Here is a 23,625-nt window from a genome sequence, read left to right as displayed (position 1 = left end):
GGGCGTGGGGGATCGGAGGCCGGGGTGACCACAAACGGATGAAAGGGCGGAAATGGTGGCCACGCGCGATCGGGAAAACCTACGCTTCCTCAGGAAAGCGGGTTCTCCGCATCCGCGTTTCGCCGTCGTGGACGAGGGAGTTCCCGCACCGAAAAGAACGGGGGAACTGTTCGTATTCACGAGAATGCTTTCCGTGGGTGCTCTGGTCGGGGCGCTCGTTCACCTCCCCGGATGCCCCGAACCGACCCTCGGATGAAACACTCCACCCATGCTCGGCATCACCGACCTGCCCACGTACCTGGTGGGACTCATCCTCATCGTGCTCCTTCCGGGGCCCAACTCGATCTACGTGCTCTCCGTGGCCGCGCGCAGTGGCACGCGGGCCGGATACACGGCCGCCACGGGGGTCTTCACCGGCGACGCCGTGCTCATGCTGCTCGCCGCCGCCGGAGCCGCGACGCTGCTCCAGACCAACCCGGTGGTCTTCGCGGTCGTCAAGTTCGTGGGCGCCGCCTACCTGGTGTGGATGGCGATCGGGATGCTGCGCACCGCCTACGCCATGTGGACCTCCCGACACCAACGCGCCGAGGAGCAGCGCGCGGCCGACGCCGCGCCGGTCGGTGCCACGGGGGAGCGGCCCTTCCGCAGGGCCCTGGTGGTCTCCCTGTTCAACCCCAAGGTGATCCTGTTCCTGATCTCCTTCTTCGTGCAGTTCGTCGACCCGACGTACGCCTACCCGGCGCTGTCCTTCCTGGTCCTGGGCCTGCTGCTGCAGCTGGTCAGCTTCCTGTACCTGTCCGCGCTGATCTTCAGCGGCACCCGGCTGGCGGCGGCCTTCGGACGGCGCCGACGGCTTTCGGCCGGGGCGACGTCGGTGGCGGGCGCCCTGTTCCTCGGGTTCGCGGTGAAGCTCTCCCTCAGCACCGCCTGACCGCGACCGTCGCCCCGGGCCCCGTCGAGGGTCCGGGCGCCTGCGCGGGTCCGAAGGCCCACCGTCGCCCTTCGGGGGCGGTGACGGTGCGGGTCGACCGGAGCGGTCCGCGTCGACGTGGTGATCGGCGGACCACTCCGGCTCCGTCGTGCAGGGCGGCCGGCGGGGCGCGGTGGTCAGCGGGGGGTCAGGCCGTGCAGCAGGGTGCGGACCACCTCGTGGAGGACCTCGTCGACCCTCTCCACGGTGTCGTCGGTGCTCAGGGTCGCGAGACCGTGGAGGGTCGAGACGACGGTGTAGGCGATCGTGAACGGGTCGCCCTCGATGATCTCGCCGTCGGCCTGGCCCTGGACGATCGGGGCGAGGGTGAGGTCGAGGATGTCGCTCACCGCGGTCGCGAGCCGCGCGGACATCGCACTTTCGTGCTTGCGCGCGTACATCAGGTCCAGCAGGGCGCCGTGGGACAGCGCGAACCCCACGTAGGCGCGGGCGAGGGAGAGCAGGCGCGTCTCGGTGTCCGCGCCCTCGGGGCCGCAGCGTTCCAGGGCGGCCCGGAGCCGCTCGAACCCGCTGAGCGCCAGGGCGTCGAGCAGAGCCTGCTTGTCCTTGAAGTGCCTGCCGGGCGCCGCGTGGCTGACACCCGCCTCGCGTGCGAGCTCGCGCAGGGAGATCGCGGCGGTGCCGCGGTCGGCGAGTGTGCGTTCGGCGCCGTCCAACAGAACGGCGCGCAGGTCTCCGTGATGGTAGGAGCGGTCGGCCATACCCACCAGCATACGGTGATGTTTACGACGCCATCATTGTTGTCATTGACAACTTTGCGAACGAGGTCCTACGTTGGGCCCATGAGCGACACGACCGTGCACCTCCCCGACCTGAGCGGTCGGACCGCCGTCGTCACCGGGGCCAACAGCGGACTCGGTCTGGAGACCGCGAGGTTCCTGGCCGGGCGCGGGGCCCGTGTGGTCCTCGCCGTCCGCGACACCACCAAGGGGGACGCGGCGGCCCGGGAGATCCAGGGGGAGACCGAGGTCCGCCGCCTCGACCTGGCCGACCTGTCCTCGGTGCGCGCCTTCGCCGCCGACTGGCGGGGCGATCTCGGGCTGTTGATCAACAACGCCGGGATCATGGCCGTCCCCAAGGCCCGCACCAAGGACGGCTTCGAGTCCCAGTTCGGGGTCAACCACCTGGGCCACTTCGCCCTCACCAACCTGCTGCTGAAGCACGTCACCGGGCGTGTGGTCACCGTGTCCTCGGGCCTGCACGCGTTCGTGCGCGGTATCCCCTTCGACGACCCCGACTTCACGCGGGGCTACACCCCCTACCGCGCGTACGGCCGGTCGAAGCTGGCCAACCTGCTCTTCACCCTGGAGTTGCAGCGCCGGCTGGAGGAGGTGGACTCCCCGGTCCTGGCCACGGCCGCGCATCCCGGGTACGCCGCCACCGAGCTGCACGGGCGGACCGAGAGGCCGCTCCAGGACCGGCTCATGAGGGTGCTGACCCGGATCGTCGGACAGAGCGCCGCCGTGGGCGCGCTGCCCACGATCCAGGCCGCCACCCAGGACGTGCCCGGTGCCTACTTCGCGGGCCCCACCGGCCTCTTCTTCAACGGCGCCCCGGGCCCGTCCTGGCGCACCCGCGCCGCCCTGGACACCGACGCCGCGCGGCGGCTGTGGGACCTGTCGGAGGAGGCGACCGGTACCGCGTTCCCGCTCTGACCATGAACGGGACCGGGGCGGGCACGCCGCCCCGGTCCCCTACGGCGTGAGGGTGAGCTCGTCCGTGCTCGCCTCGCGGACGGCCTCCTCCGTCACCGCCCACGGCAGCGACTCCCCTTCGGCCCACAGCTCCAGTTGGTCGTCGTAGTTGGGGTGGAAGGCGTGCCCCGAGTTGCCGGTCAGGTGGATCCACGTCGAGGAGTCCCGGTCGGCCAGGTCCACGACCATCCGCATGGAGGGGACGGTGGTGATGCCGTAGCCCTCGGCGGTGTTCCACCCGGTCGCGTTGACCAGGTCGGAGCCGCCGGCGCTCTCCACGGGGCCGCGGTTGAACAGCCACTCCACCGGCCCGATCCCCGAGGTCCCGAAGGACTCGTGGGTCGCGGTGAGGGTGTGCAGGTCGCCCCAGCGCCAGGCGGCCGGGTCGTCGCCGAGCAGTTCCGTCAGTTCCTCCACGGCAGCGTCCATGGCCGCCGCCAGGACCTCCTCCCGCCCGCTCGCCTCGGACCCCTCCCACCAGTGGGAGTCGGGGTCCTCCAGCAGCCCGGACACCACGTGCATCCCGCGTGAGCGGCCGTCCATGCCGTTCTCGCCCAGTTCGTCGAAGAGCAGGGGCAGGAGCTGCCGCCACGTGGCGTTGTAGAACGCGGCCGCGGCGGAGTCGGGCTCGTTGCGGTGGTCCCAGTCGCGGAGCAGGTCGCGGGCCTGGGCCGTGGTCCCCTCGACCGGCACGTCCAGCAGGTACGGCGTGACCTCCAGGGCGCTGGTGTGCAGCGAGTCCACGAGGACGCGTTCCATGTCCTCCACCCCCACCGGCCCCTCGGCGATCGCCTCGTCCAACAGGTCGTTGATCCGCTGACCCCGGTAGCCGTAGTTCCAGTCCGAGGTCAGGAAGTGGGCGTACTCCTCGTCCACGACCGCCTCGTTGGCCGTGACGATCACCCCGGACTCCGGGTTGTACACGCTGGGCAGTGCGTCGAAGGGGAGGTACTCGTCCTCCCAGTCGTAGTCGGAGTCCCAGCCGGGGGCGGGCCAGCGGCCGTCGCCCTTGCCGCGGACCGGTACCAGGCCGGGGGCCTGGTAGCCGATGTTGCCCTCCTCGTCCGCGTAGACGAGGTTCTGTGAGGGGACCTCGAACCTGCTCGCGGCGGCGCGGAAGTCGTTCCAGTCCCGCGCCCGGTTCATCGCGAAGACGGCGTCGGCCGTGGCCCCCGGTTCGAGGGCGGTCCAGCGCAGGGAGACCTGGTAGGGGGCGTCGTCGCCCTCCCCGGGGTCCTCGCCGATCCTCCGGAGGTCGGACCCGGCCGCGGTGGTCGACAGGATCGGCCCGCGGTGCGTGGAGCGGATGGTGAGGTCGAGGTCCTCGCCACCGGAGACCGCGATGGTCTCCTCGATGATCTCCAGGGGACGCCGCTCGCCGTCCACCACGTACTCGTCGCCGTCGACCTCCTCCAGGTACAGGTCCATGACGTCGGGGTTGAGGTTGGTGAAGCCCCAGGCGATGGACTCGTTCTGGCCGATGACCACTCCGGGCAGCCCGGAGAAGCCGAACCCGCTGGTGTCGAACGGGCACTCCTCGGTGAGCTCGGTGCAGTGCAGCCCCATCTGGTGCCAGGTGGAGGGCATCGACGCGCCCAGGTGCGGGTCGTTGGTGAGCAGCGGCGAACCGGACTCGGTGTGCTCGCCCGAGACGACCCAGGAGTTGGACCCGAGGTCGGGATCGTCGGAGGGGCCGAGGAGGTCGGGTATGGCCGCGTGCACGTCGGAGACCCCGTCGAGGGCCGAGAGCGCCTCCTCGGGCAGGTCGGGGGCGCGGCCCAGGTCGGCGTCGTCACCGGCGCCGTTGTGCTCGTCGGTGGAGGTGATGGGGGCGTGCTTCTCGGTCGGGTACGCCGGGTAGAGCTCCTCGATGGTCTCCTCGTCGAACCCTTCGGCCAGAAGCAGGGCGCGGCGGGTCTCGTCCTGGAGGTTGCCGCCCAGGTCCCAGGCCATGGCCTTGAGCCAGGCGAGACTGTCGGTGGGCGTCCAGGGCTCCACGGTGTAGTCGTCCGCGGTGATCCCGAGGAGCCCGTGTTCCAGACTCGCGGAGAGCCCCTCGTTCTCGTCGATCCAGGCGTTGACCCCGGCGGCGTAGGCGTCGAGGTAGCGCCGGGAGTCCTCCTCCAGGAGGTCGTACTCCTGCTCGGCGACCCGCCGCCAGCCCATCGTGCGCAGGTAGATGTCGGTCTGCACCTGGCCGGGACCGAAGAGCTCGGCGGTGCGGCCGGCCGTGACGTGGCGGCGGAAGTCCATCTCCCAGAAGCGGTCCTGCGCGTGGGTGAACCCCTGGGCGACGAACAGGTCCTCGGCGTCGTCCGCGTAGACGTGCGGGACCCCGTGTTCGTCGCGCAGGACGGTGACCGGGGCGCCGAGTTCGGAGAGGGTCAGTTCGCCGGAGGTCGTGGGGAACGACCGTCGGACCGCCCACACCCCGAGCAGGGAAGCGATCAGGGCCAGGGCCGCGACGGTCGCGACAAGCCCCAAGAGAACACGAACCAGGACACGCTTCCGCAATACACCCATGGCGGAACCCTAGAGCGTCCCGGTTCACGTGCTCTAGGCCCCGGCCTGGGCATGCTCAATTGTTACCAACTGGTAGGCGGGGGTGTCCCTCCAGTGCCTCGGGGTGCGGGGACGTGCCGAGGGAGAATTCATCGCCTTTCGCACCAATACCCCCAGGGTTCGGTCTCGAATGCTCCGTGAGGGTCGGCCCGCCCATCGGCGAGGCGGCCCTATCCGACCATCGAAGGGAACCCCCGTCATGACGTCAGTTCGTCGCCGCGCCGCCGCGCTCCTGCTCTCCGCGTTCGCGGCCACCGCGGTGCTGGGCGCCGTGCCCGCCCAAGCCGCCGCGCAGCCCGGGGCCGAGGCCTCTTCGTCCTCGCCCGGCCTGCTCGGAGGACTGTTCGGTGACGGTGGGCTGGTGACCATCTTCATCGGCAACTACCAGATCAACCACTAGCGACCGCTGCGCAGTGGCCGGAGCATCGCGCTCCGGCTGCTGCGCTATGCCCGAAATGTATCAGTGTGTAGCCGTTCGGTAGCTCCATGTGAGGTGCATCACGCAATCCTTCTCGCGTATCCCTACGAATCACCGCTAACAGAGTCAAGCTAGTGAAAGCGGTCAACTTCCGGTTCCGGAGTGACCCCGCTGGAGGCGCCCCACCGCTTCCAGGCCAGTGCCCCTGGCCTTTCGCCATTCCCCAGCACTCCCGGCTCATCCGCTGCTCTCGCAGGGGCGCCGACGCGATCGGAAGGTCTTCGATGACGAACACCGGCCACCTCCGCCGACTGCCGCTCACGGCTGCCCAGAGCGGGCTCTGGTACGCGCAGCAGATGGACCCGGGCAACCCGGTGTACGCCATCGCGGAGTACCTGGAGTTGGACGGTCCGTTGGACGTGCCGACCCTGTGCTCCGCCCTGCGTCGGGCGATTCTGGAGACGGAGTCGCTGCACCTGCGCTTCGGCGAGGAGGACGGGGTTCCCTGGCAGGAGGTCCGTCGCCCCGACGACTGGTGGCCCACCGTCGTGGACCTCTCCGCCGAGACCGACCCCGCCGAGTCCGCCCGGCGCTGGATGCGGGACGACCTCGCGCGATCGCTCGACGTCCGGGGCGAGGACCTGTTCGCCGAGGTGATCTTCCGACTCGGCGCGGAACACCACTTCGTCTACCAGCGCGTCCACCACCTGCTCCTGGACGGCTACGGAGCCATGCTGGTCCTGGGCCGGATCACCGAGATCCACGACGCGCTGGCCGCCGGGACCGAGCCGGGGCCCAGCCCCTTCGGTGGGCTGGACCGGCTCCTGGAGGAGGAGGCCCTCTACCGGGAGGACGGCACCGCCGAGGCCGACGCGCGATTTTGGGCCGAGCACATGGCCGACGCCCCCGACGCGGTGGGCCTGTCCGACGCGCCCGTGCGGATGCCGACCAGCCTGCACAGGACCACCGCGCACCTGCCGGCCCCGGTCGCCGCCGGACTCCAGGCCGCCGCCCGCGCGCAGCGCACCAGCCTGCCCGCCGCGGTGCTCACGGCCACCGCCGTGCACCTCCACCGCTTCACCGGCGCCCGGGACATCGTGCTCGGACTGCCGGTCACCTCGCGCCGCACCTCGCACGCCAGGACGGTCCCGGCGGCGGTCTCCAACATCGTGCCGCTGCGGGTGCGGGTCCGCCCGGACCTGCCCGTGTCCGCACTCCTGCGGCAGGTGTCCCTGGACACCCGCAAGGTCCTGCGACACCAGCGGTACCGCTACGAGGAGATGCGCCGGGGCGAGGCCACGGGCCGCCGGCTGACGGGACCGTCGGTCAACATCATCCCGCCCCTGGGCGAACTCGTCTTCGCCGGACTTCCGGCCACCACCCACAACCTGGCGGTCGGGCCCATCGAGGACCTGTCCGTCATCTTCCACGGGCTCGGCGCCACCGACGACATCCGCGTCGACTTCGACGGCAACCCGGACCTGTACACGCCCGCCGAACTCGACGACCACCAGGCGCGACTGTTCGCCGTCATGCGCGCCATCGCCGAGGACCCCACCGCCCCGGTGGGCGCACTCGACGTGCGGCTCGCGAACGACGCGGAGACCGGGCCCGCCCGCAACGAGGGTCCCGTCCGCGCCCTGCCCGACCTGACGGTGGCGGACGAGTTCGCGCTCACCGCGTCCCGCGACCCCGAGAGCACCGCCGTCGTCGCCCCCGACGGTCGCCTCACCCTCGCCCGGCTCGACGCCCTGTCCGACCGCTGGGCCGAGCACCTCATCGCGCTCGGCGCCGGTCCCGGCCGTGTGGTCGGCGTCAGGGTGGGGCGACACACCGACCTGCCGGTGGCCCAACTCGCCGTGCTCAAGTCCGGCGCCGCCTGTCTGCCGCTCGACCCCGGTTACCCGGCGGGCCGCCTGGCCGCCATGGTCCGGGACGCGCGGCCGGACCTCGTGCTCGCCCACCGCGCGACCGACGCGCACGGAGACTCCGACGCCACCGCGCACGGAGATCCCGAGGCCGACCGAGGTCCGGACACGACGACGCTGTTCATGGACGACCCGGCCACCAGGGCCGAGGTCGCACAGGGCCCGCGCGTGCCCGCGGCGGACCGCCCCCGCCCCACCACCGGCGACGACCTCGCCTACGTCATCTACACGTCCGGTTCCACCGGCGCCCCCAAGGGGGTGGCCGTGCAGCACCGCTCCCTGCTCAACCTCCTGCACTCCCACCGTGCGCTCGTCTTCGGGCCCTCACGTGAGCGGCACGGGCGGGCGCTGCGGGTGGCGCACACCGCGGGGCTCTCCTTCGACGCCTCCTGGGACCCCTTCCTGTGGATGGTGGACGGGCACGAGCTCCACCTGGTCGACGACGAGGTCCGCCGTGACCCGCAGCGGCTCGTCGCCCACCTGCGCGACCAGGGTCTCGACGCGATCGAGACCACGCCCTCCTTCGCCCGCGCGCTCCTGGGCGAGGGGCTCGCCGAGCCGGGCGGCCCCACGGTCGTCGCCCTGGGCGGCGAGGCCGTGGACCCCGACCTGTGGGACACGCTCGCGTCGCTGGACCACGTCGACGGGTACAACCTGTACGGCCCGACCGAGACCACGGTCGACAGCCTGACCGCCCCCGTCGCGCCGGGGGAGCGGCCCCACATCGGGGACGCCGTCGCCAACTCCCGCGCCTACGTCCTGGACTCGGGGCTCCGGCCCGTGCCGCCCGGCGCCACCGGCGAGCTCTACGTCGCCGGCCACTCCGTCGCCCGTGGTTACCTCGGCCGCTCCGTGCTCACCGCCGAACGGTTCGTGGCGGACCCGTTCGCCGCCGACGGCGGCCGCATGTACCGCACCGGTGACCTGGTGTCCCCCGCCGCGGACCGTACCCTGCGCTTCCTCGGCCGGGCCGACGACCAGGTCAAGGTGCGCGGCGTCCGCGTGGAGCCGGCCGAGGTCGAGGCGGTCGTCCGGGAGTGCCCCGGGGTCCGTCGCGCGGCGGTCGTCCCCGTCGGCGAGGGCCCGGACACGCGTCTGGTGGCCTACGTCGTCGTCGACGACCCCTCCGACGTCGACAAGGCCCGGGCCCACGCCGCCGACCGCCTTCCCGCGTTCATGGTGCCCGCGGCGACCATCGAGGTGCCCGAGCTGCCGCTGACCCCCAGCGGCAAGCTGGACCGTGCCGCCCTGCCCCTGCCCACGGGCGACGCGGCCTCCTCCCGGCCACCGCGCACCGAGCGCGAGCGCAGGCTGTGCGCGCTCTTCGCCGAGGCCGTCGGGGTCGAGAACGTCGGTGTGGACGACGACTTCTTCGCCCTGGGCGGCCACTCGCTCCTGGCCACCCGACTCATCGGCCGCATCCGGGCGGAGTTCGGGGCGGCCCCCGCCATCCGGGAACTCTTCGAGAACCCGACCGTCGCGGGGCTGGCCCGGGTGCTGCCCGACACCGCCGGGACCGGACCGCGCCTGGAGCCGCGGGAACGCCCCGAGGTGCTGCCGCTCTCGCACACCCAGCGCCGGCTGTGGTTCCTCAACAGGTACGCGCCCGAATCCGGCGCCTACAACATCCCGGCGGCGCTCCGGTTGCGCGGGGAGCTGGACACCACGGCCCTGCGCTCCGCCCTGGACGACCTCGTGGAACGCCACGAGACCCTGCGCACCGTGTTCCCGATGCACGGCGAGGAGCCCCGCCAGCTCGTCCTGCCCCCGGACGAGACCCGGCTCGACTTCGCCGCCGTGTCCTGCCCCGAGCAGGACCTGGAACGGGTGATCACGGCGGAGGCCGGACGCGGTCTGGACACCTCCGTCGAGACACCGCTGCGCGTCCGGCTCCTCCGGGTCGGCGAGCGCGACCACGTCCTCCTGCTCGTCCTGCACCACATCGCCGGTGACGGGTGGTCGCTGGGTCCGCTCTCCCAGGACCTGGCCGTCGCCTACGCCGCCCGCGCCCGGGGGCGGGCCCCCGAATGGCGACCTCTCCCGGTGCAGTACGCCGACTACACGCTCTGGCAGAACGAGGTGCTCGGGGAGGACGGCGACCCGGAGAGCGAGCTGTCCCGACAGCTGGCGTACTGGCGTGAGGCCCTGCGCGGGGCGCCGGAGGACACGGTCCTGCCCGTGGACCGGCCCCGACCCGAACACTCCAGTGGCCGCGGCGGCTCGGTGCCGCTGCGCCTGTCCCCGGAACTCCACGCGCGTCTCCACCGCCTCGGCGAGCGGCACGGCGCGAGCCTGTTCATGGTGCTCAACGCCGGTCTCACCGCCCTGCTCTCCCGCCTGGGAGCGGGCTCCGACCTGACGGTCGGCACGCCCACGGCGGGACGCACCGAGGCCGAGCTGGACGCGCTCATCGGCTTCTTCGTCAACACCGTCGTCATCCGCACGCACACGGACGGGAACCCGACCTTCGACGACCTGGTCGAGCGCTCCAAGGAGGCCTGCCTCGCCGCCTTCGCCCACCAGGACGCGCCGTTCGACCGTGTGGTGGAGGAGCTGCGGCCGAGCCGCTCGGGCCCCCGGCCCCCGCTGTTCCAGGTCATGCTGGCCCTGCAGAACATCGGCACCGCCCGCCCGTCCCTGCACGGTCTGGACACCAGCGTGCAGGAGGGGGCCGGGACCGCTCAGGCCAAGTTCGACCTCACCCTCGACCTGACGGAGCACCTCGACACCGACGGCGCCCCTGACGGGCTCCTCGGCGACCTGGAGTACGACGCCGACCTCTTCGACGAGAGCACCGCCCGGTCCGTGGCCGACCGCTTCACCCATCTGCTCTCGGTCCTGGCCGAGGCGCCGGCCACCGTCGTTGAGGAGGCCGAACTCCTGCTGCCCGGCGAACGCGCGGACCTGGACGCGGGCGCCACGGGGCCCTTCCGTCCGGGGGCCGCGGACACGATCCTGGACTCCTTCGACGCCCAGGTGCTGTGCGGTCCCGACCGCACCGCGGTGGCCGCGGGCGATCGTCTCCTGACCTTCGCCGAACTGGACGCGCGCGCCGAGAGCCTGGCGCACCTACTGACCGACCGGGGCGCCGGCCCCGGCACGACCGTGGCGACGGTGCTGCCGCGCTCGGTCGACCTGGCCGTCGCGCTGCTCGGCGTGCTGCGCAGCGGTGCGGCCTTCATGCCGGTGGACACCTCCTACCCCCGCGAGCGCGTCGACCACATGCTCGCCGACGCCGGACCCGCCATCGTCCTCACGACCACCGGCGACCGCACACGCGTGCCGGACGGGAGCATGGTGCTCCACCTGGACGCGCTGCCCCTGGACACCCCGATGAGCCGGGTCCCGGTCCGTCCGGGCCCCCGTGACGCGGCCTACGTCGTCTACACGTCCGGCTCCACCGGCCGTCCCAAGGGCGTGGTCGTCGAGCACCGCTCGTTGGCCAACCTGCTCCACTCGCACCGTGAGCGCGTGTTCGAGCCGGCCCGCTCCGCGGCCGGTCGGTACCTGCGGGTCGCGCACACCGCCGGGGTGTCCTTCGACGCCTCCTGGGACCCCTTCCTGTGGATGGTGGACGGCCACGAGCTGCACATCGTCCAGGATCCCGAACGCGGGGACGCCGAACAGCTGGTCGCGCTCCTGCGGGAGCGGGGGATCGACGCGATCGAGACGACCCCGTCCTACGCCCGCCAGCTCGTGGCGTTGGGGCTCTTCGACGGCGGGACCGGGCCGCGTGTGCTCGCCCTGGGCGGCGAAGCCGTCGACGCCCGGCTCTGGAGGGAGCTGCGCGAGGTCCCGGGTCTGGTGGCGCACAACCTCTACGGTCCGACCGAGTGCACGGTCGACGGCGTCACGGCCCGCTCCGACGAGGAGGAGGAACCGGTGATCGGCCGACCGATCGCCAACACCGGCGCCCGCGTCCTGGACGGCCGGCTGCGACCGGTCCCCGCGGGGGTCGTCGGCGAGCTCTACCTCAGCGGCGCCGGGGTCTCGCGCGGCTACCTCGGCCGACCGGGGCTGACCGGCGAACGCTTCGTGGCGGACCCGTTCGCCGCCGACGGCGGCCGCATGTACCGCACCGGTGACCTGGTCGCACGCGGGGCGGACGGTGCCCTGCGCTACGTCGGTCGCGCCGACGGCCAGGTCAAGGTCCGCGGCCACCGGATCGAACTCGGCGAGGTGGAGGCCGTGGTGGCCGAACACCCCGAGGTCGCCCAGGCCGCCGTGGTGCTCACCCGCACCAAGGACGGGGACCCGCGGCTGGCCGCCTACGTCACCGCGCGGCCGGGCGGGCGCCCGGACACCCGAGGCGTCCGCGACCTCGCGGCGCGCAGGCTCCCGGCGGCCATGCTGCCCGGGGTGGTCATGCTGCTGCCCGAACTCCCGTTGACGCCCAACGGCAAGCTGGACCGGTCGGCGCTCCCCGAACCCGAGGCCGTCACGGGCGGCGGTCGTGGTCCGCGCACCCGTGACGAGACGGTGCTGTGCGAGCTGTTCGCCAAGGTCCTGGACGTGCCCGAGGTGGGCATCGACGACGACTTCTTCGTCCTGGGAGGGCACTCCCTGCTCGCGGTGCGCCTGGTCGCCCGGATCCGCAGTGTCATGGGCACGGAGGTCGCCGTCCGCACCCTCTTCGAGGCACCGACCGTGGCCGGTCTGGCCGCGGCGCTCGGCGACGGACGACGGTCCCGGCCCCCGCTCCGGCCGATGCCGCGACCCGCGCGCGTCCCGCTGTCCTTCGCCCAGCGCAGGCTCTGGTTCCTCAACCGCATGGACACCTCGGCGGCCGACTACAACCTGCCCATCGCCGTGCGGATCACCGGCGCACCGGACACCGAGGCCCTGCGCGGGGCCCTGCGCGACGTCTCCGCACGTCACGAGAGCCTGCGCACGGTCTTCCCCGACATCGACGGCGCACCCCTCCAGCACGTCCTGCCGCCCGAGGCCGTGGACCCGGGGACCACGTGCGTCGAGGTCGCCGACGAGGAGGAACTGCGCCGCGCCCTGGAGCGCGAGGCCGGCCGGGGCTTCGACCTGGCGGTCGAGACGCCCCTGCGGGGCCACCTGTTCCGGGTGGGCCGTGAACACGTCCTGCTGCTGGTCATGCACCACATCGCGGGCGACGGATGGTCGACCGCGCCCCTGGCGCGCGACCTCTCCATGGCCTACACCGCCCGCGTCCACGGCACCGCGCCCCTCGACCGGGACCTGCCGGTCCAGTACGCCGACTACACGCTCTGGCAGCGCGAGGTCCTCGGGGACGACGGCGACCCCGACAGCGCGATCCGGCACAGCCTCGACGCCTGGGAACGCCGCCTGTCCGGCGCCCCCGACGAGCTGCGCCTGCCCTCGGACCGCCCCCGCCCCGCCAGCGCCGCACAGCCCTCCGCCGGTGCGGAGGTGGAGATCGGCGCCGACCTGCACGAGCGCCTGCTCCGGTTGGCGCGGTCCACGTCCACGAGCCTGTTCATGGTCCTCCAGGCCGGGCTCGCCGCCCTGTACACCCGCCTGGGCGCGGGCGAGGACATCGTCATCGGCGGCCCGGTGGCGGGACGCACCGACCCCGCGCTGGACGACCTGGTCGGGTTCTTCGTCAACACGCTTCCGCTGCGCACCGACACCTCCGGCAACCCGGCCTTCTCCGAGCTGCTGGCCCGGGTGCGGGACGCGGACCTGGACGCCTTCGACGACCAGGAGGTGCCGTTCGAGCAGATCGTGGAGAGGCTCAACCCCTCCCGCGCGCTGGGCCGTCACCCCCTGTTCCAGACCGCCCTGACCCTGCAGAACAACGAGACGCCCACCCTGGAGCTGTCGGGTCTGGGCGTGCGCCCGGAACCGTCGACCACGGCGCTCGGCGCCAAGTTCGACCTGTCCCTGGACCTCGCCGAACAGGCCTGCCCGCTCGGTGGGGCCGGGGGCATCGCGGGCACCCTGGTGTACAACAGCGCGATGTTCGAACCCGCCACGGCGCGCCTGTTCGTGGAGCGGTACGTCCGACTGCTCGACGCCGCCTCCCGCGCGCCCGAGGCCCGGCTCGGTCGACTGGAGATCCTCTCCGCCCGCGAGCGCGAGGGGCTGCTGGCCGACGGTCACGGTCTGCGTCGCGACCTGCCGGCCGAGACGGTCGTGGAGCTGTTCGAGAGCCAGGTCGCGCGCACTCCCGACGCGACCGCCCTGGTCTGCGGCGACGAACGACTCAGCTTCGCCGCGCTCGAACGCCGCGCCAACTGCCTGGCCCGCTCGCTGGTCAAGCTCGGCAACGGGCCCGGCGACGTGGTCGCGGTCCTGCTCCAGCGGTCGGTGGAGACCGTGGTGAGCCTGCTGGGCGTGCTCAAGAGCGGGGCCGCCTACCTGCCCCTGGACGCCGACCACCCCGACGAGCGCCTGGCCGCCATGGTCGAGGACGCCGGACCCGGTCTGGTGCTCACGGACGCCTCGCTCGCCCACCGCGTCGCGAACGCACCGCTCATCCGGGACGTCGACGCCATCACCGACAAGCACGGTGACTGCCACTGCGCCACGGCGGGCGCCCTGACCGACCGCGAGAGGGTCCGCCCGCTCACCGCCTCGGACATGGTGTACGTCATCTACACCTCGGGTTCCACCGGTCGGCCCAAGGGGGTCGAGGTCGAGCACGGATCCCTGGTCAACCTGTTCCTGAGCCATCGTGAGGAGCTCTTCGCGCCGGTGAGCGAGCGGCTGGGACGGACGCTCCGCGTCGCCCACACGGCGGGCGTCGCCTTCGACGCCTCCTGGGACCCGATCCTCTGGCTGGTCGACGGCCACGAGCTGCACATGATCGAGGACGCGGTGCGCCGCGACCCCACGGGGCTCGCCGACTACCTCGCGCGCCACCGGGTGGACTCCATCGAGACCACACCCAGCTACGCCCGCAGGCTCATCGCCGAGGGCGTGCTCGACCACGCGGACGCCCTCTCGGTCGTCGCGCTGGGCGGTGAGGCGGTCGACGCCGACCTCTGGGCGGAGCTGACCCGGCGTTCCGGCGTGCGCGCCTACAACTTCTACGGCCCGACCGAGACCACGGTGGACGCCGTCATCGCCGGCATCGAGGGCGGTTCCGGCCCCACCATCGGCCGCCCCATCGGCAACCTACGGGTCTACGTGCTCGACAGCGGGCTCCAGCCCGCACCCGTGGGCGCACTCGGAGAGCTCTACATCGCCGGCGCCGGTCTGGCCCGCGGGTACCGCAGCCGCCCGGGCATGACCGGGGAGCGGTTCGTCGCCGACCCCTTCGTCGCCGGCGGCGGGCGCATGTACCGGACCGGCGACCTGGTGCGGTGGCGTGCCGACGGCACGCTGGAGTTCGTCGGCCGCGCCGACGACCAGGTCAAGCTCCGCGGCTTTCGGATCGAACCCGGCGAGATCAGGGCGACGCTGGTCGACCACCCCGACGTCGCCGAGGCCGCCGTCCTGGTGCGCCGTACGACGGCCGGGGACACCCGACTCGTCGCCTACGTCGTACCGCGCGAGCGCCCCGGGCCCACCGACGCCGCACTGCGCCGGCACCTCGGCGCCCGGCTTCCCGACTACATGGTCCCGGCGGTGTTCGTCCGCCTGGAGTCCCTGCCCCTGACCGTGAACGGCAAGGTCGACCACGTGGCCCTGCCGGACCCGGCCGAGCACGCCCCGCAGGTCACGGGGGTCCCCGAGACCCGGCGTGAGACCAGGATGTGCGCGTTGTTCGCCGAGATCCTGGACCTGCCGAGGGTCGGCGTGCACGACGGGTTCTTCGAGCTGGGCGGGCACTCCCTGCTCGCGGCGCGCCTCGTCAAGCGCGCCTCCGCGGCCCTGGGCCAGGAGGTCACGGTCCCGATGCTCTTCCAGAACCCCACGGTCGCCGGGCTCATCGAGGCCGCCGACGGAGGGGTCGGGGAGAACGGTCTGGGCCGCATCCTGCCGATCCGGCCCACCGGAGAGGCCGCCCCGCTGTTCTGCGTGCACCCGGCCGGCGGGCTCGCCTGGCCCTACGCGGGACTGGCGCAGCACATCGACGCCGACCATCCCATCTACGGGCTCCAGGCCCCGGGGCTCGCCCCGGACGACCGCGGTGCCGACCAGGCCGCCGACATGCGGGAACTCACCGAGGAGTACGCCGCGCGCATCCGCGAGGTCCAGCCCGAGGGGCCCTACCACCTGCTGGGCTGGTCGTTCGGCGGGAACATCGCGCACGCGCTCGCCGCCCACCTCCAGGAGTGCGGCGACGAGGTGGCCACCCTCGCCCTGCTGGACTCCCATCCGTTCGGTCAGGACGCCGACGACGACGCCGAGGACGACGGAGAGGTCCTCGACGCGCTGCTCGGGGCCCTGGGCTACGCGGAGGACGCCGCGGAACTCACCCGACCCCTCCGCGCCGGAGACGCCCTGGAGGTCTTCCAACGTCGTGGCGACCCCCTGGGAGAGCTCTCGGAGGAGGCGGTCGGCGCCATGCTCCGCGCCTTCGACCGGCAGGTGAGCCTGCTGCGCCAGGGCCCGCCACCCGTCTTCGACGGGGACGTCCTCTTCTTCACCGCGACCCTCGACAGCGTTCCCGGGGTCCGGCTCTCGGAGAGTTGGCGACCCTTCGTCGGCGGACGTATCGACGACCACGACGTGACCTGCACCCACGCGCTCATGGCCCTGCCGGAACCCCTCTCGGTGATCGGCCCCGTCGTCGCGGACCGGATGGTCCGTTCGGCGGCGCACCGCCACTGAGCCGGGGGCCCGCCACGGACCCCCTCCCACCGCACACCGACGACCGATGACCTGACGATCCGACCATCCGACACCACGCGGCGGCGATCGCGCGCCGCACCCGACACAGAAGGACGCACAGCCATGCAGAACCCGTTCGACGACACCGACGCCACGTTCCTCGTGCTGGTCAACGACGAGGACCAGCACTCCCTGTGGCCCGCGTTCGTGCCGGTCCCGGCCGGCTGGGTCGTGCGCCACGGCCCGGACGAGCGCCAGGAGTGCCTGACCTACATCGACACCAACTGGACGGACATGAGACCGCACCGTGTGCGTCAGCTCGACGCCGCCTGAGGACCCGAGCCCGGCCGTCACGGCGGCCGGGCGACCGACCATGAAGGGAGTGACGTGGGCGGCGACGACCATGTCATCGACGTCGAGGGGCTGACCAAGTCCTTCGGCGGGCACCGCGCGCTGCGGGGTATCGACCTCACGGTGCCGCGCGGACACGTGCTGGGGCTGCTCGGCCCCAACGGCGCCGGCAAGACGACCACGGTCCGTGTACTGACCACCCTGCTGCGGCCCGACGGCGGGCGGGTCAGGGTCGCCGGCCACGACGTGCTGTCCGACCCCGGCGCCGTCCGCCGCAGCATCGGGCTGTCCGGCCAGTACGCGGCGGTGGACGAGAAGCTCACCGGGTTCGAGAACCTGCGCATGGTGGGCCGGCTCTACGGGATGAACCGCGCGCAGGCCGCCGAACGCGCCCGTGCGCTGCTGCGGCGCTTTCGGCTGTCGGACGTGTCCGACCAACGAGCGGGGGCCTACTCGGGCGGTATGCGCCGCCGCCTGGACCTGGCCGGGGCTCTGGTGGCCCGGCCGGAGGTGGTCGTGCTCGACGAGCCCACGACCGGTCTGGACCCGCGCGGCCGGATGGACACGTGGGAGATCGTCTCCACGCTGGTGGAGGACGGCACCACGGTGCTGCTGACCACGCAGTACCTGGAGGAGGCCGACCGGCTCTCGGACACGATCGTGGTCATCGACCAGGGGTCGGTGATCGCGCGGGGCAGCGCGGACGCCCTCAAGGAGCACATGGGCGGGGCACGGATGGACTTCGTCCTCGCCGAGGCCGCGGACCTCGAAGCGGCGGCGGGGATCGTCGCCGACCACGGTCACGGGCGGCCCGAGATCGACGCGGGCGCCCGGACGCTGTCCGTGGGCACGTCCGAGGGCCAGTCCGCGATGACCCGGGCGCTGGCGGCGCTCGAACGGGGCGGGATCTCCGTGGTGGAGGTGGCCCTGCGCCGCCCCACCCTGGACGAGGTCTTCCTCGAACTGACCGGTCAGGACGGACGCCCGGCCGACGTGCCGGCGCCCCAGGTCGGAGGGGTCCGATGAACGTGCTCGTGAGATCGGTCGGCGACAGCGGCGTGGTCGCCCACCGGAACCTGCTCAACGTCCTGCGCACCCCGGGCTCCATGGTCTCCGGGGTCATCCAGCCGGTGATGTTCGTCCTGCTGCTCGCCTTCGTCTTCGGCGGCAGTCTGGGCGGCGCGGAGTACCGCGAGTTCCTGATCGGGGGCATCTTCGCCCAGACCCTGCTCTTCAACTCCTCCTTCACGGCGGTCGGGCTCGCCAACGACCTCCAGAAGGGCATCGTCGACCGGTACCGGTCGCTCCCCATGTCGCGGATCGCCGTGATCCTGGGGCGGACCCTCTCAGACCTGGCGACCAGCTCCCTGTCGTTGGTGGTCACCGCCTTGTGCGGACTCGCGATCGGGTGGCGTGTCACCACCGGCGCGAGCGAGGTACTCCTCGGTGTCGCCCTGCTGTTGTTCTTCGCCTTCGCGACCTCCTGGATCGGCGCCTTCGTCGCGTTGACCGCGCGCAGTGTCGAGGTGGCGCAGAGCCTGGGGCTGGTCTGGCTGTTCCCGGTCGCCTTCGTGTCGGGCGCGTTCGTGTCCATCGAGGCCATGCCCGCTCCGCTGCGCGTGTTCGCGGAGTGGAACCCGGTCACCGCGGTGGCCACGGCCTCCAGGGAACTGTTCGGCAACGCTCCGCCCGCGGGACTGGCCCAGCCGACGGGCTGGCCGGCGGAGAACGCCGTACTGTACGCGGCGCTGTCCTCGGCGGCGATCATCGCCGTCTTCGCCCCTCTGGCCCTGCGCCGCTACCTCCTCATCAGCGCCCGCTGAGCCGCGCCCGCGGCCCGCGTCACGCCCGGGTGCGGAGCAGCAGGGGGACGCAGAGGAAGACGAGCACGCCCATGAGAACGAAGTAGGTCGGCACGTGGAGCTCCAGGAGGGCTCCGCCCAGGACGGGGCCGACGAAGAAACCCAGGTAGCGCAGCTCGGACAGGCCGAAGTAGGTGCCCTTGCGCTCGTCGGTGGCGAGGTCGTGCACGGCGATGTCCGGTAGCGGGAGCAGGATCGCCTCTCCCAGGGTCCAGAACACGATGGCCACGTACAGCGCCACCACACTGGTCGTTCCCAGCCACACGCAGGCGAACGCCAGCGCGAAGAACACGCAGCCCAGCGTGGCCAAGGGTCCCCGGGAGAGGCGTTCGGACAATCGGATCACCGGTGGCTGCACCACCAGGGCCAACACCGCGTTCAGCACCAGCAACGACGCGAACAGGTACTCCGTCCGCTCTCCGTGGATCCCCTTCATGAACAGGGGGATCGCGGCGTCCATCTGGGAGAACACCAGGAAGATCACGGCGCCCGCGCCGATCGCCGCCACCAGGAAGGGGTCCCGCAGGGCCTCCGTCCACGGGGTGGTGCCCGAGCCGGTCGGTCCGCGCTCCAGGCGGGCCAGTTCGCCGCCGCGGACCACCATGACCACGAGGTACAGGGCGAAGCATCCCGCCGGGACCAGGAAGAACGCCGTCGGGCTCGCGTGGAACAGTACGCCGCCCAGGGCCGGGCCGACGATCGCTCCCAGGCACAGGGTGATGTAGCGGACCCGGAAGATGCGTCCGTCCCCGGTGTCGGCGAGGGAGAGGAGCTTCTTCATGCTCGGTTCGACCATGGTGCGCGCCACCCCCAGGCAGGGCAACAGGGCGATGGCGGCGGCCGGAGTGGACACGAAGGCCAGTGCCGCGTACACCGCCACGTTCAGTGCCAGCCCCACCCGCATCAGCCGAACCGAGCCCCACCGGTCGGCGAGCATCCCGCCGGTCACCCCGCCCAGCGCCGCGATCATCGGGATGGACCCCACGACCGCGCCGATCCACGCGGCCGACAGATCCGTCCGGTCGGCCAGGTAGAGCGCGGCGAACGGAAGGGCGGCGAAGAACGCCAGGGAGTTGAGGAGCGCACCGAGGACGAGGGTGCGTTCGTCTCGGCTGAACCGCCACGAGTGCGCGCGGGTGGTCGGGGTGGTCACCGTGGTGCCTTTCGCAGGGGGGCGGGCGCGTCGACCGTAATCGGGGCCACCGACAGAACCGGGCCTGACCGGGGCCCGGTAGGGGCCTCCGGTGGGCGGCCGGCACCGCGCCGAGCGACTCCGCACCGGAGGCATCGCGGAACGCGGCGGTGGCCTCCCCGCCGTGCGCCCTGCGGCGACACGACGCCGGATGTGCCCGCCGGGCCCGCCACCGAGGGTGGCCCTAGGAGGCCGCGGCTCGGGTCCCTCGGTCGCGGGACACACCTCTGCGCAGCGGTCGCCCAGCGCGCCCGGCCGTCGTCGAGCGCCGTCCGAACGGCCGGTCCCTCCTCCGGTCTCCCTCCCCGGTCCGTCCCCCGGCGGGCGGCCCGCGAACCTGCCCCGGTCCCACGCGAAAATCTGTAGTCACGAGAGTAGACATGGCCGCATGGCGCTGTTAGATTTTCTGTCGTAGCCACCGAGATACACGGCTAGGCCACCGGATACGCCGGTGGGGAGCAGGACGGCTCGACCGGCGCGCTCGTTCGTACGGCGCCGGGGGCCGGTAGGACGCAGGGTCGGTGTCCCGCCCGTTCGGGGGATGCCGTGCAGGAAGTGGAGCAGGTCGGCTCGACGGTGTGCACGTGCGTCAAGACACCGGGGGCCGTAGGACAGCGATACCCGAGGTAACGCAGGACCGGCCTCTCGCCGACACAGGGGAGGCCGTGGCAGAAAGAAGGACGCGGTAGGGCTCGACCGGCGCACGGTTGTTCGGTGCCGGGAGCCGGTAGGACCGTAGTCGAAAGCAGTGCACGACGTGAGAACGAGAGGAGCAGATGCCATCAGGATCGCCCGATCCGGGAAGTCTCGGTTCGGGTACCGCAGGAGCCAACTTTGGAAGAAGGTGGTCCCCGGTCACACAACCGCGATCCCCGCGATCCCGATCGAGTTCGACCTCGGGATGCGCAAGACCGGCCCGAGCCGGTAGGTGGTATTGAACTCTCGGGCCCCGGCGCCACAGCGCGCCGGGGCCCTCGACGTGCGTTCAGTAGAAGGAAGACACGCACTTGTCCCGTCCCGACACCGGTGACCGGTTCGACGATGACGACTATCCCGCCTACACCGTGGGCGCCGCAGCGGACATGATCGGCGTGACGCCGGCATTCCTGCGCGCCCTGGGTCGGGCCGAACTGATCGAGCCCCTGCGCTCGGACGGCGGACACCGCCGTTACTCCCGCTACCAGCTCAAGATCGCCGCTCGCGCGCGTGAACTCGTCGACGAGGGCACTCCCGTCGAGTCCGCGTGCCGCATCATCATCCTCGAGGACCAGCTCCAGGAGGCCCGGCGGATCAACGAGGAGTTGCGCGCGGCCGAAAAGCCCGAGGAGTAGGTCCTCCTCGAAGCCGAGTTCGAGATCCTGGAACCGCCCCGGCAGTCATCGGTTGCCGGGGCCTTGTCGCGTCCATTTCGCGAGACCACGCGTCTCGCGCGGAGTGCTCTCAGGGGTGGGCGGCGCCACCACCCCGGGCCGTGCTCCTCGGCGCCCGGACCGAGGTGACACCGGCGTGGACCCTCCGGTGCACGTCCCGGTGTCACCCCCGGGCGTCCGCCTCCGCGGCCTCGGCGCGCAGCGCGGCCACCAGGTCGGCGGCGGGCAGTTCCCGTGACCTGCGGAACCCGGTCCCCGCCCACAGGGCCATGCCCTCGGGCTCTCCGGCCCGAGCCGCGGCGCCCCGCAGTGGCCTGGTCATGTGGTGTACCTCGGGGTAGGCGCCGGGGGCGTCCTCGTGGTCGCGCATGAAGCGATTGGTCAGCCCCCGCGCCGGACGGCCGGTGAACGCGCGGGTCAGCGACGTCTCGACGAAGTCCGGGTCGGTGAGCGCGGCCTTGTGCGCCGCCGGCGCCCCGCTCTCCGGGCAGCGCAGGAACGCCGTCCCCAGCTGCGCCGCGACCGCCCCGGCGGACAGGACCGCGGTGATGTCCGCCCCGTCCATGATCCCTCCGGCGGCGATCACCGGGACGTCCACCGCCCGCACCACCTCCGGCAGCAGCGCGGCCAGGGGGCGATCGTCACCGTGGTCGGGATCGAAGGTGGCGCGGTGACCGCCCGCCTCCAAACCCTGGACGCAGACCGCGTCCGCGCCCCGGTGCACGGCGGTGCGGGCCTCCTCGACCGTGGTGGCGGTGACGATCGTCGCCGATCCCGCGGCGCGCAGCCGGTCCAGGGTTCTCGCGAAGGGGCACCCGAACGTGAAGCTCACGATCGGCGCCCCGGCCTCGACCAGAAGGTCGATCGTGGCGTCCCAGTCATCGTCGTCGAACCGGGCCGGTCCCACCTCGGTCCCCAGACGCTCGGCGTCCCCGGCGAGCTCGGCGCGGTAGTCCGCGAGAACGGACGCGGGCGCGGCGGAACCGGAGGGCACGAACACGTTCACACCGAACACGTCGGTCCCGAGGTCCCGGACGGCGTCGATCCGCCCGGCCAGCTCCGACGCCGACAGGTATCCGGCGGCGAGCGAGCCCACTCCGCCCGCGTCGGTCACGGCGTGGACCAGGGCGGGGGTGGACGTGCCCCCGGCCATGGGGGCCTGGAGGATGGGGCGCGCCCTGAGGAGCTCCGGCAGGTGCATGCTCGCTCGCCTTCTCTCGCGTGCTCGGGGCGGTACGTGGGTCGGGTCGCGCCGAGGACGTTTCTCGCGCCCGGGCGGGACCGCGCACGACCTGGGCCGCAGGCTAACAGGGGGGCGGGTCAGCGTTCGGCCGCGGCCCTGTTCCGCCGTACCGCCCAGGTGAAGTCCACGGACTCGGGGAGCCGTCGGCTGAGGAACAGGGCGGCCGTGGCCGGTACGAACGCGCACACGGACAGCACGGTCACGGCGGTCGGGATGCCCCACAGGTCCCACATCCAGCCGAACGCACTCGTCGTGGCCGCGCTGCCGAGCAGGGTGATCACCGTCACCGCCGAGAACATCGTGTTCCGGTCGGCGTCGGGGAACATCAGTTGGCACCACACTCCGGACAGCACACCGCCCAACCCGATGAGGAACTCCGCCACCAGTAGTCCGGCGATCAACGGGATCACCTCGTGGACCGCCAGGACCAGCGGGGCCCCGATCCCCATGGAGACGAGCGACCCCCACACGTGGGGACGGCGCGCGTCCACCCAGCGCGCGCAGGCCGCCCCGGCCGTCAGGGACAGGGTCATCAGCAGGAGCACCAGGCCGTTCAGGCGCACGTCGTCGCCGCCGTACTCGTCCAACAGCATCGGCTGCCAGGCCACCACCAGCAGCATGGTGGCGCACATCAGGGACAGCGCCAACGTCACCAGGGGGAGGAACCGTCGGGAGGCGACCTGTACCACCGACTCCAGAACGATCGTCCCGATCCGCCGGTCCGGCCGCCCCGGGGCCGGTGGGAAGCACAGCGGAGCCAGGACCGCCAGCGACAGCAGCAGCACCCCGCCCAGGGCGATCATCGTGCCCGCGGACCACCACGTGCCCGCCACCATCACCGAGGCCGCGCCCACGACCGAGCCCAGTCGGGTGGACACCGCGCCGACCCGGACGATCCGTGTGATGCGCGCGCCGCGTTCGTGCTCGCCGACCCGGTTGATGAGGATGGCCTCCAGGGTTCCGGACTTCAGCGACGCCCCGATGTTGCCCAGGCCGATGCCCACCACGGTGAGCACGAGTCCGTCGGCGAGTCCGAGGGCGACCAGACCCGCACCCCACACCCCCAGGCCGATCGTCAACAGGCGACGGTGGCCGTACCGGTCTCCGAGGGCGCCGCTGGGCGCCTCCATGACCAGGCCCATGAGGTTGCCCGCGGCGAGGATCAGACCGACGGCCCAGGGGTCGGCGCCGCGCGCGAGGATCACGGTGACGAAGACCGCGCCGTACACGAAGTCGGCCATGGTGGACACCAGCGTGTAGACACCGAGCCGGGAGAGGAGGGGGAATCGGCCGCTCTCGGGG

Annotated in this window: 13 protein-coding genes; 8 read left to right on the top strand and 5 right to left on the bottom strand. The window is 72.4% G+C overall.

The window, feature by feature from the left end:
• The first annotated feature begins 268 nt into the window (after positions 1 to 268).
• Complete coding sequence (gene leuE, locus DSY14_RS17425; RefSeq protein ID WP_211717639.1) at positions 269 to 931, top strand: leucine efflux protein LeuE; 663 nt, start codon at positions 269 to 271, stop codon at positions 929 to 931.
• A gap of 176 nt (positions 932 to 1,107) precedes the next feature.
• Here leuE and DSY14_RS17420 read toward each other — a convergent pair whose 3' ends face one another.
• A complete protein-coding gene (locus DSY14_RS17420) occupies positions 1,108 to 1,692 on the bottom strand; it encodes a TetR/AcrR family transcriptional regulator (protein ID WP_211717642.1) in 585 nt (194 codons plus the stop codon).
• 81 nt (positions 1,693 to 1,773) lie between these two features.
• On the opposite strand from DSY14_RS17420, the gene DSY14_RS17415 reads away from it, so the two are divergent.
• The gene (locus DSY14_RS17415) at positions 1,774 to 2,646 is read left to right on the top strand and encodes an oxidoreductase (protein WP_211717638.1); all 873 of its coding nucleotides are present in this window, start codon (positions 1,774 to 1,776) and stop codon (positions 2,644 to 2,646) included.
• 39 nt (positions 2,647 to 2,685) lie between these two features.
• Here DSY14_RS17415 and DSY14_RS17410 read toward each other — a convergent pair whose 3' ends face one another.
• Positions 2,686 to 5,208, bottom strand: a complete 2,523-nt coding sequence (locus tag DSY14_RS17410) for a penicillin acylase family protein (RefSeq protein ID WP_249188047.1) — start codon at positions 5,206 to 5,208, stop codon at positions 2,686 to 2,688.
• Positions 5,209 to 5,446: 238 nt separating this feature from the next.
• Between DSY14_RS17410 and DSY14_RS17405 the strand changes: the two genes are divergently transcribed.
• From DSY14_RS17405 to DSY14_RS17385, 5 genes are all read left to right on the top strand, one after another.
• Positions 5,447 to 5,647: a hypothetical protein gene (locus DSY14_RS17405; protein ID WP_211717637.1), complete on the top strand. Its 201-nt coding sequence runs from the start codon at positions 5,447 to 5,449 to the stop codon at positions 5,645 to 5,647.
• Between the two features lie 302 nt (positions 5,648 to 5,949).
• Positions 5,950 to 16,305, top strand: a complete 10,356-nt coding sequence (locus DSY14_RS17400; protein WP_211717636.1) for a non-ribosomal peptide synthetase — start codon at positions 5,950 to 5,952, stop codon at positions 16,303 to 16,305.
• Positions 16,306 to 16,428: 123 nt separating this feature from the next.
• Entirely contained in the window at positions 16,429 to 16,638 is a 210-nt protein-coding gene (locus DSY14_RS17395) for an MbtH family protein (RefSeq protein ID WP_211717635.1), read from the top strand.
• 54 nt (positions 16,639 to 16,692) lie between these two features.
• A complete protein-coding gene (locus DSY14_RS17390; protein ID WP_211717634.1) occupies positions 16,693 to 17,682 on the top strand; it encodes an ATP-binding cassette domain-containing protein in 990 nt (329 codons plus the stop codon).
• On the top strand, positions 17,679 to 18,479 hold the full coding sequence (locus DSY14_RS17385) for an ABC transporter permease (RefSeq protein WP_211717633.1): 801 nt from the start codon (positions 17,679 to 17,681) through the stop codon (positions 18,477 to 18,479). The genes DSY14_RS17390 and DSY14_RS17385 overlap by 4 nt, the downstream gene beginning before the upstream one ends.
• A 19-nt stretch (positions 18,480 to 18,498) precedes the next feature.
• On the opposite strand, the gene DSY14_RS17380 is transcribed toward DSY14_RS17385, so the two are convergent.
• The gene (locus DSY14_RS17380; protein ID WP_307851259.1) at positions 18,499 to 19,671 is read right to left on the bottom strand and encodes an MFS transporter; all 1,173 of its coding nucleotides are present in this window, start codon (positions 19,669 to 19,671) and stop codon (positions 18,499 to 18,501) included.
• 1,046 nt (positions 19,672 to 20,717) lie between these two features.
• Between DSY14_RS17380 and DSY14_RS17375 the strand changes: the two genes are divergently transcribed.
• Positions 20,718 to 21,041: a MerR family transcriptional regulator gene (locus tag DSY14_RS17375; protein WP_211717631.1), complete on the top strand. Its 324-nt coding sequence runs from the start codon at positions 20,718 to 20,720 to the stop codon at positions 21,039 to 21,041.
• Positions 21,042 to 21,243: 202 nt separating this feature from the next.
• Here DSY14_RS17375 and DSY14_RS17370 read toward each other — a convergent pair whose 3' ends face one another.
• Both DSY14_RS17370 and DSY14_RS17365 read right to left on the bottom strand, forming a co-directional pair.
• Positions 21,244 to 22,281, bottom strand: coding sequence for a nitronate monooxygenase (locus DSY14_RS17370; protein WP_211717630.1), 1,038 nt, complete (start codon positions 22,279 to 22,281; stop codon positions 21,244 to 21,246).
• A gap of 119 nt (positions 22,282 to 22,400) precedes the next feature.
• On the bottom strand, positions 22,401 to 23,625 hold a 1,225-nt coding region (locus DSY14_RS17365; RefSeq protein ID WP_249188046.1), incomplete at its 5' end, for an MFS transporter.

The sequence above is a fragment of the Nocardiopsis sp. MG754419 genome, assembly GCF_018207095.1.
Lineage (GTDB): Bacteria > Actinomycetota > Actinomycetes > Streptosporangiales > Streptosporangiaceae > Nocardiopsis.
This window is presented reverse-complemented; position numbering and strand designations above follow the sequence as displayed.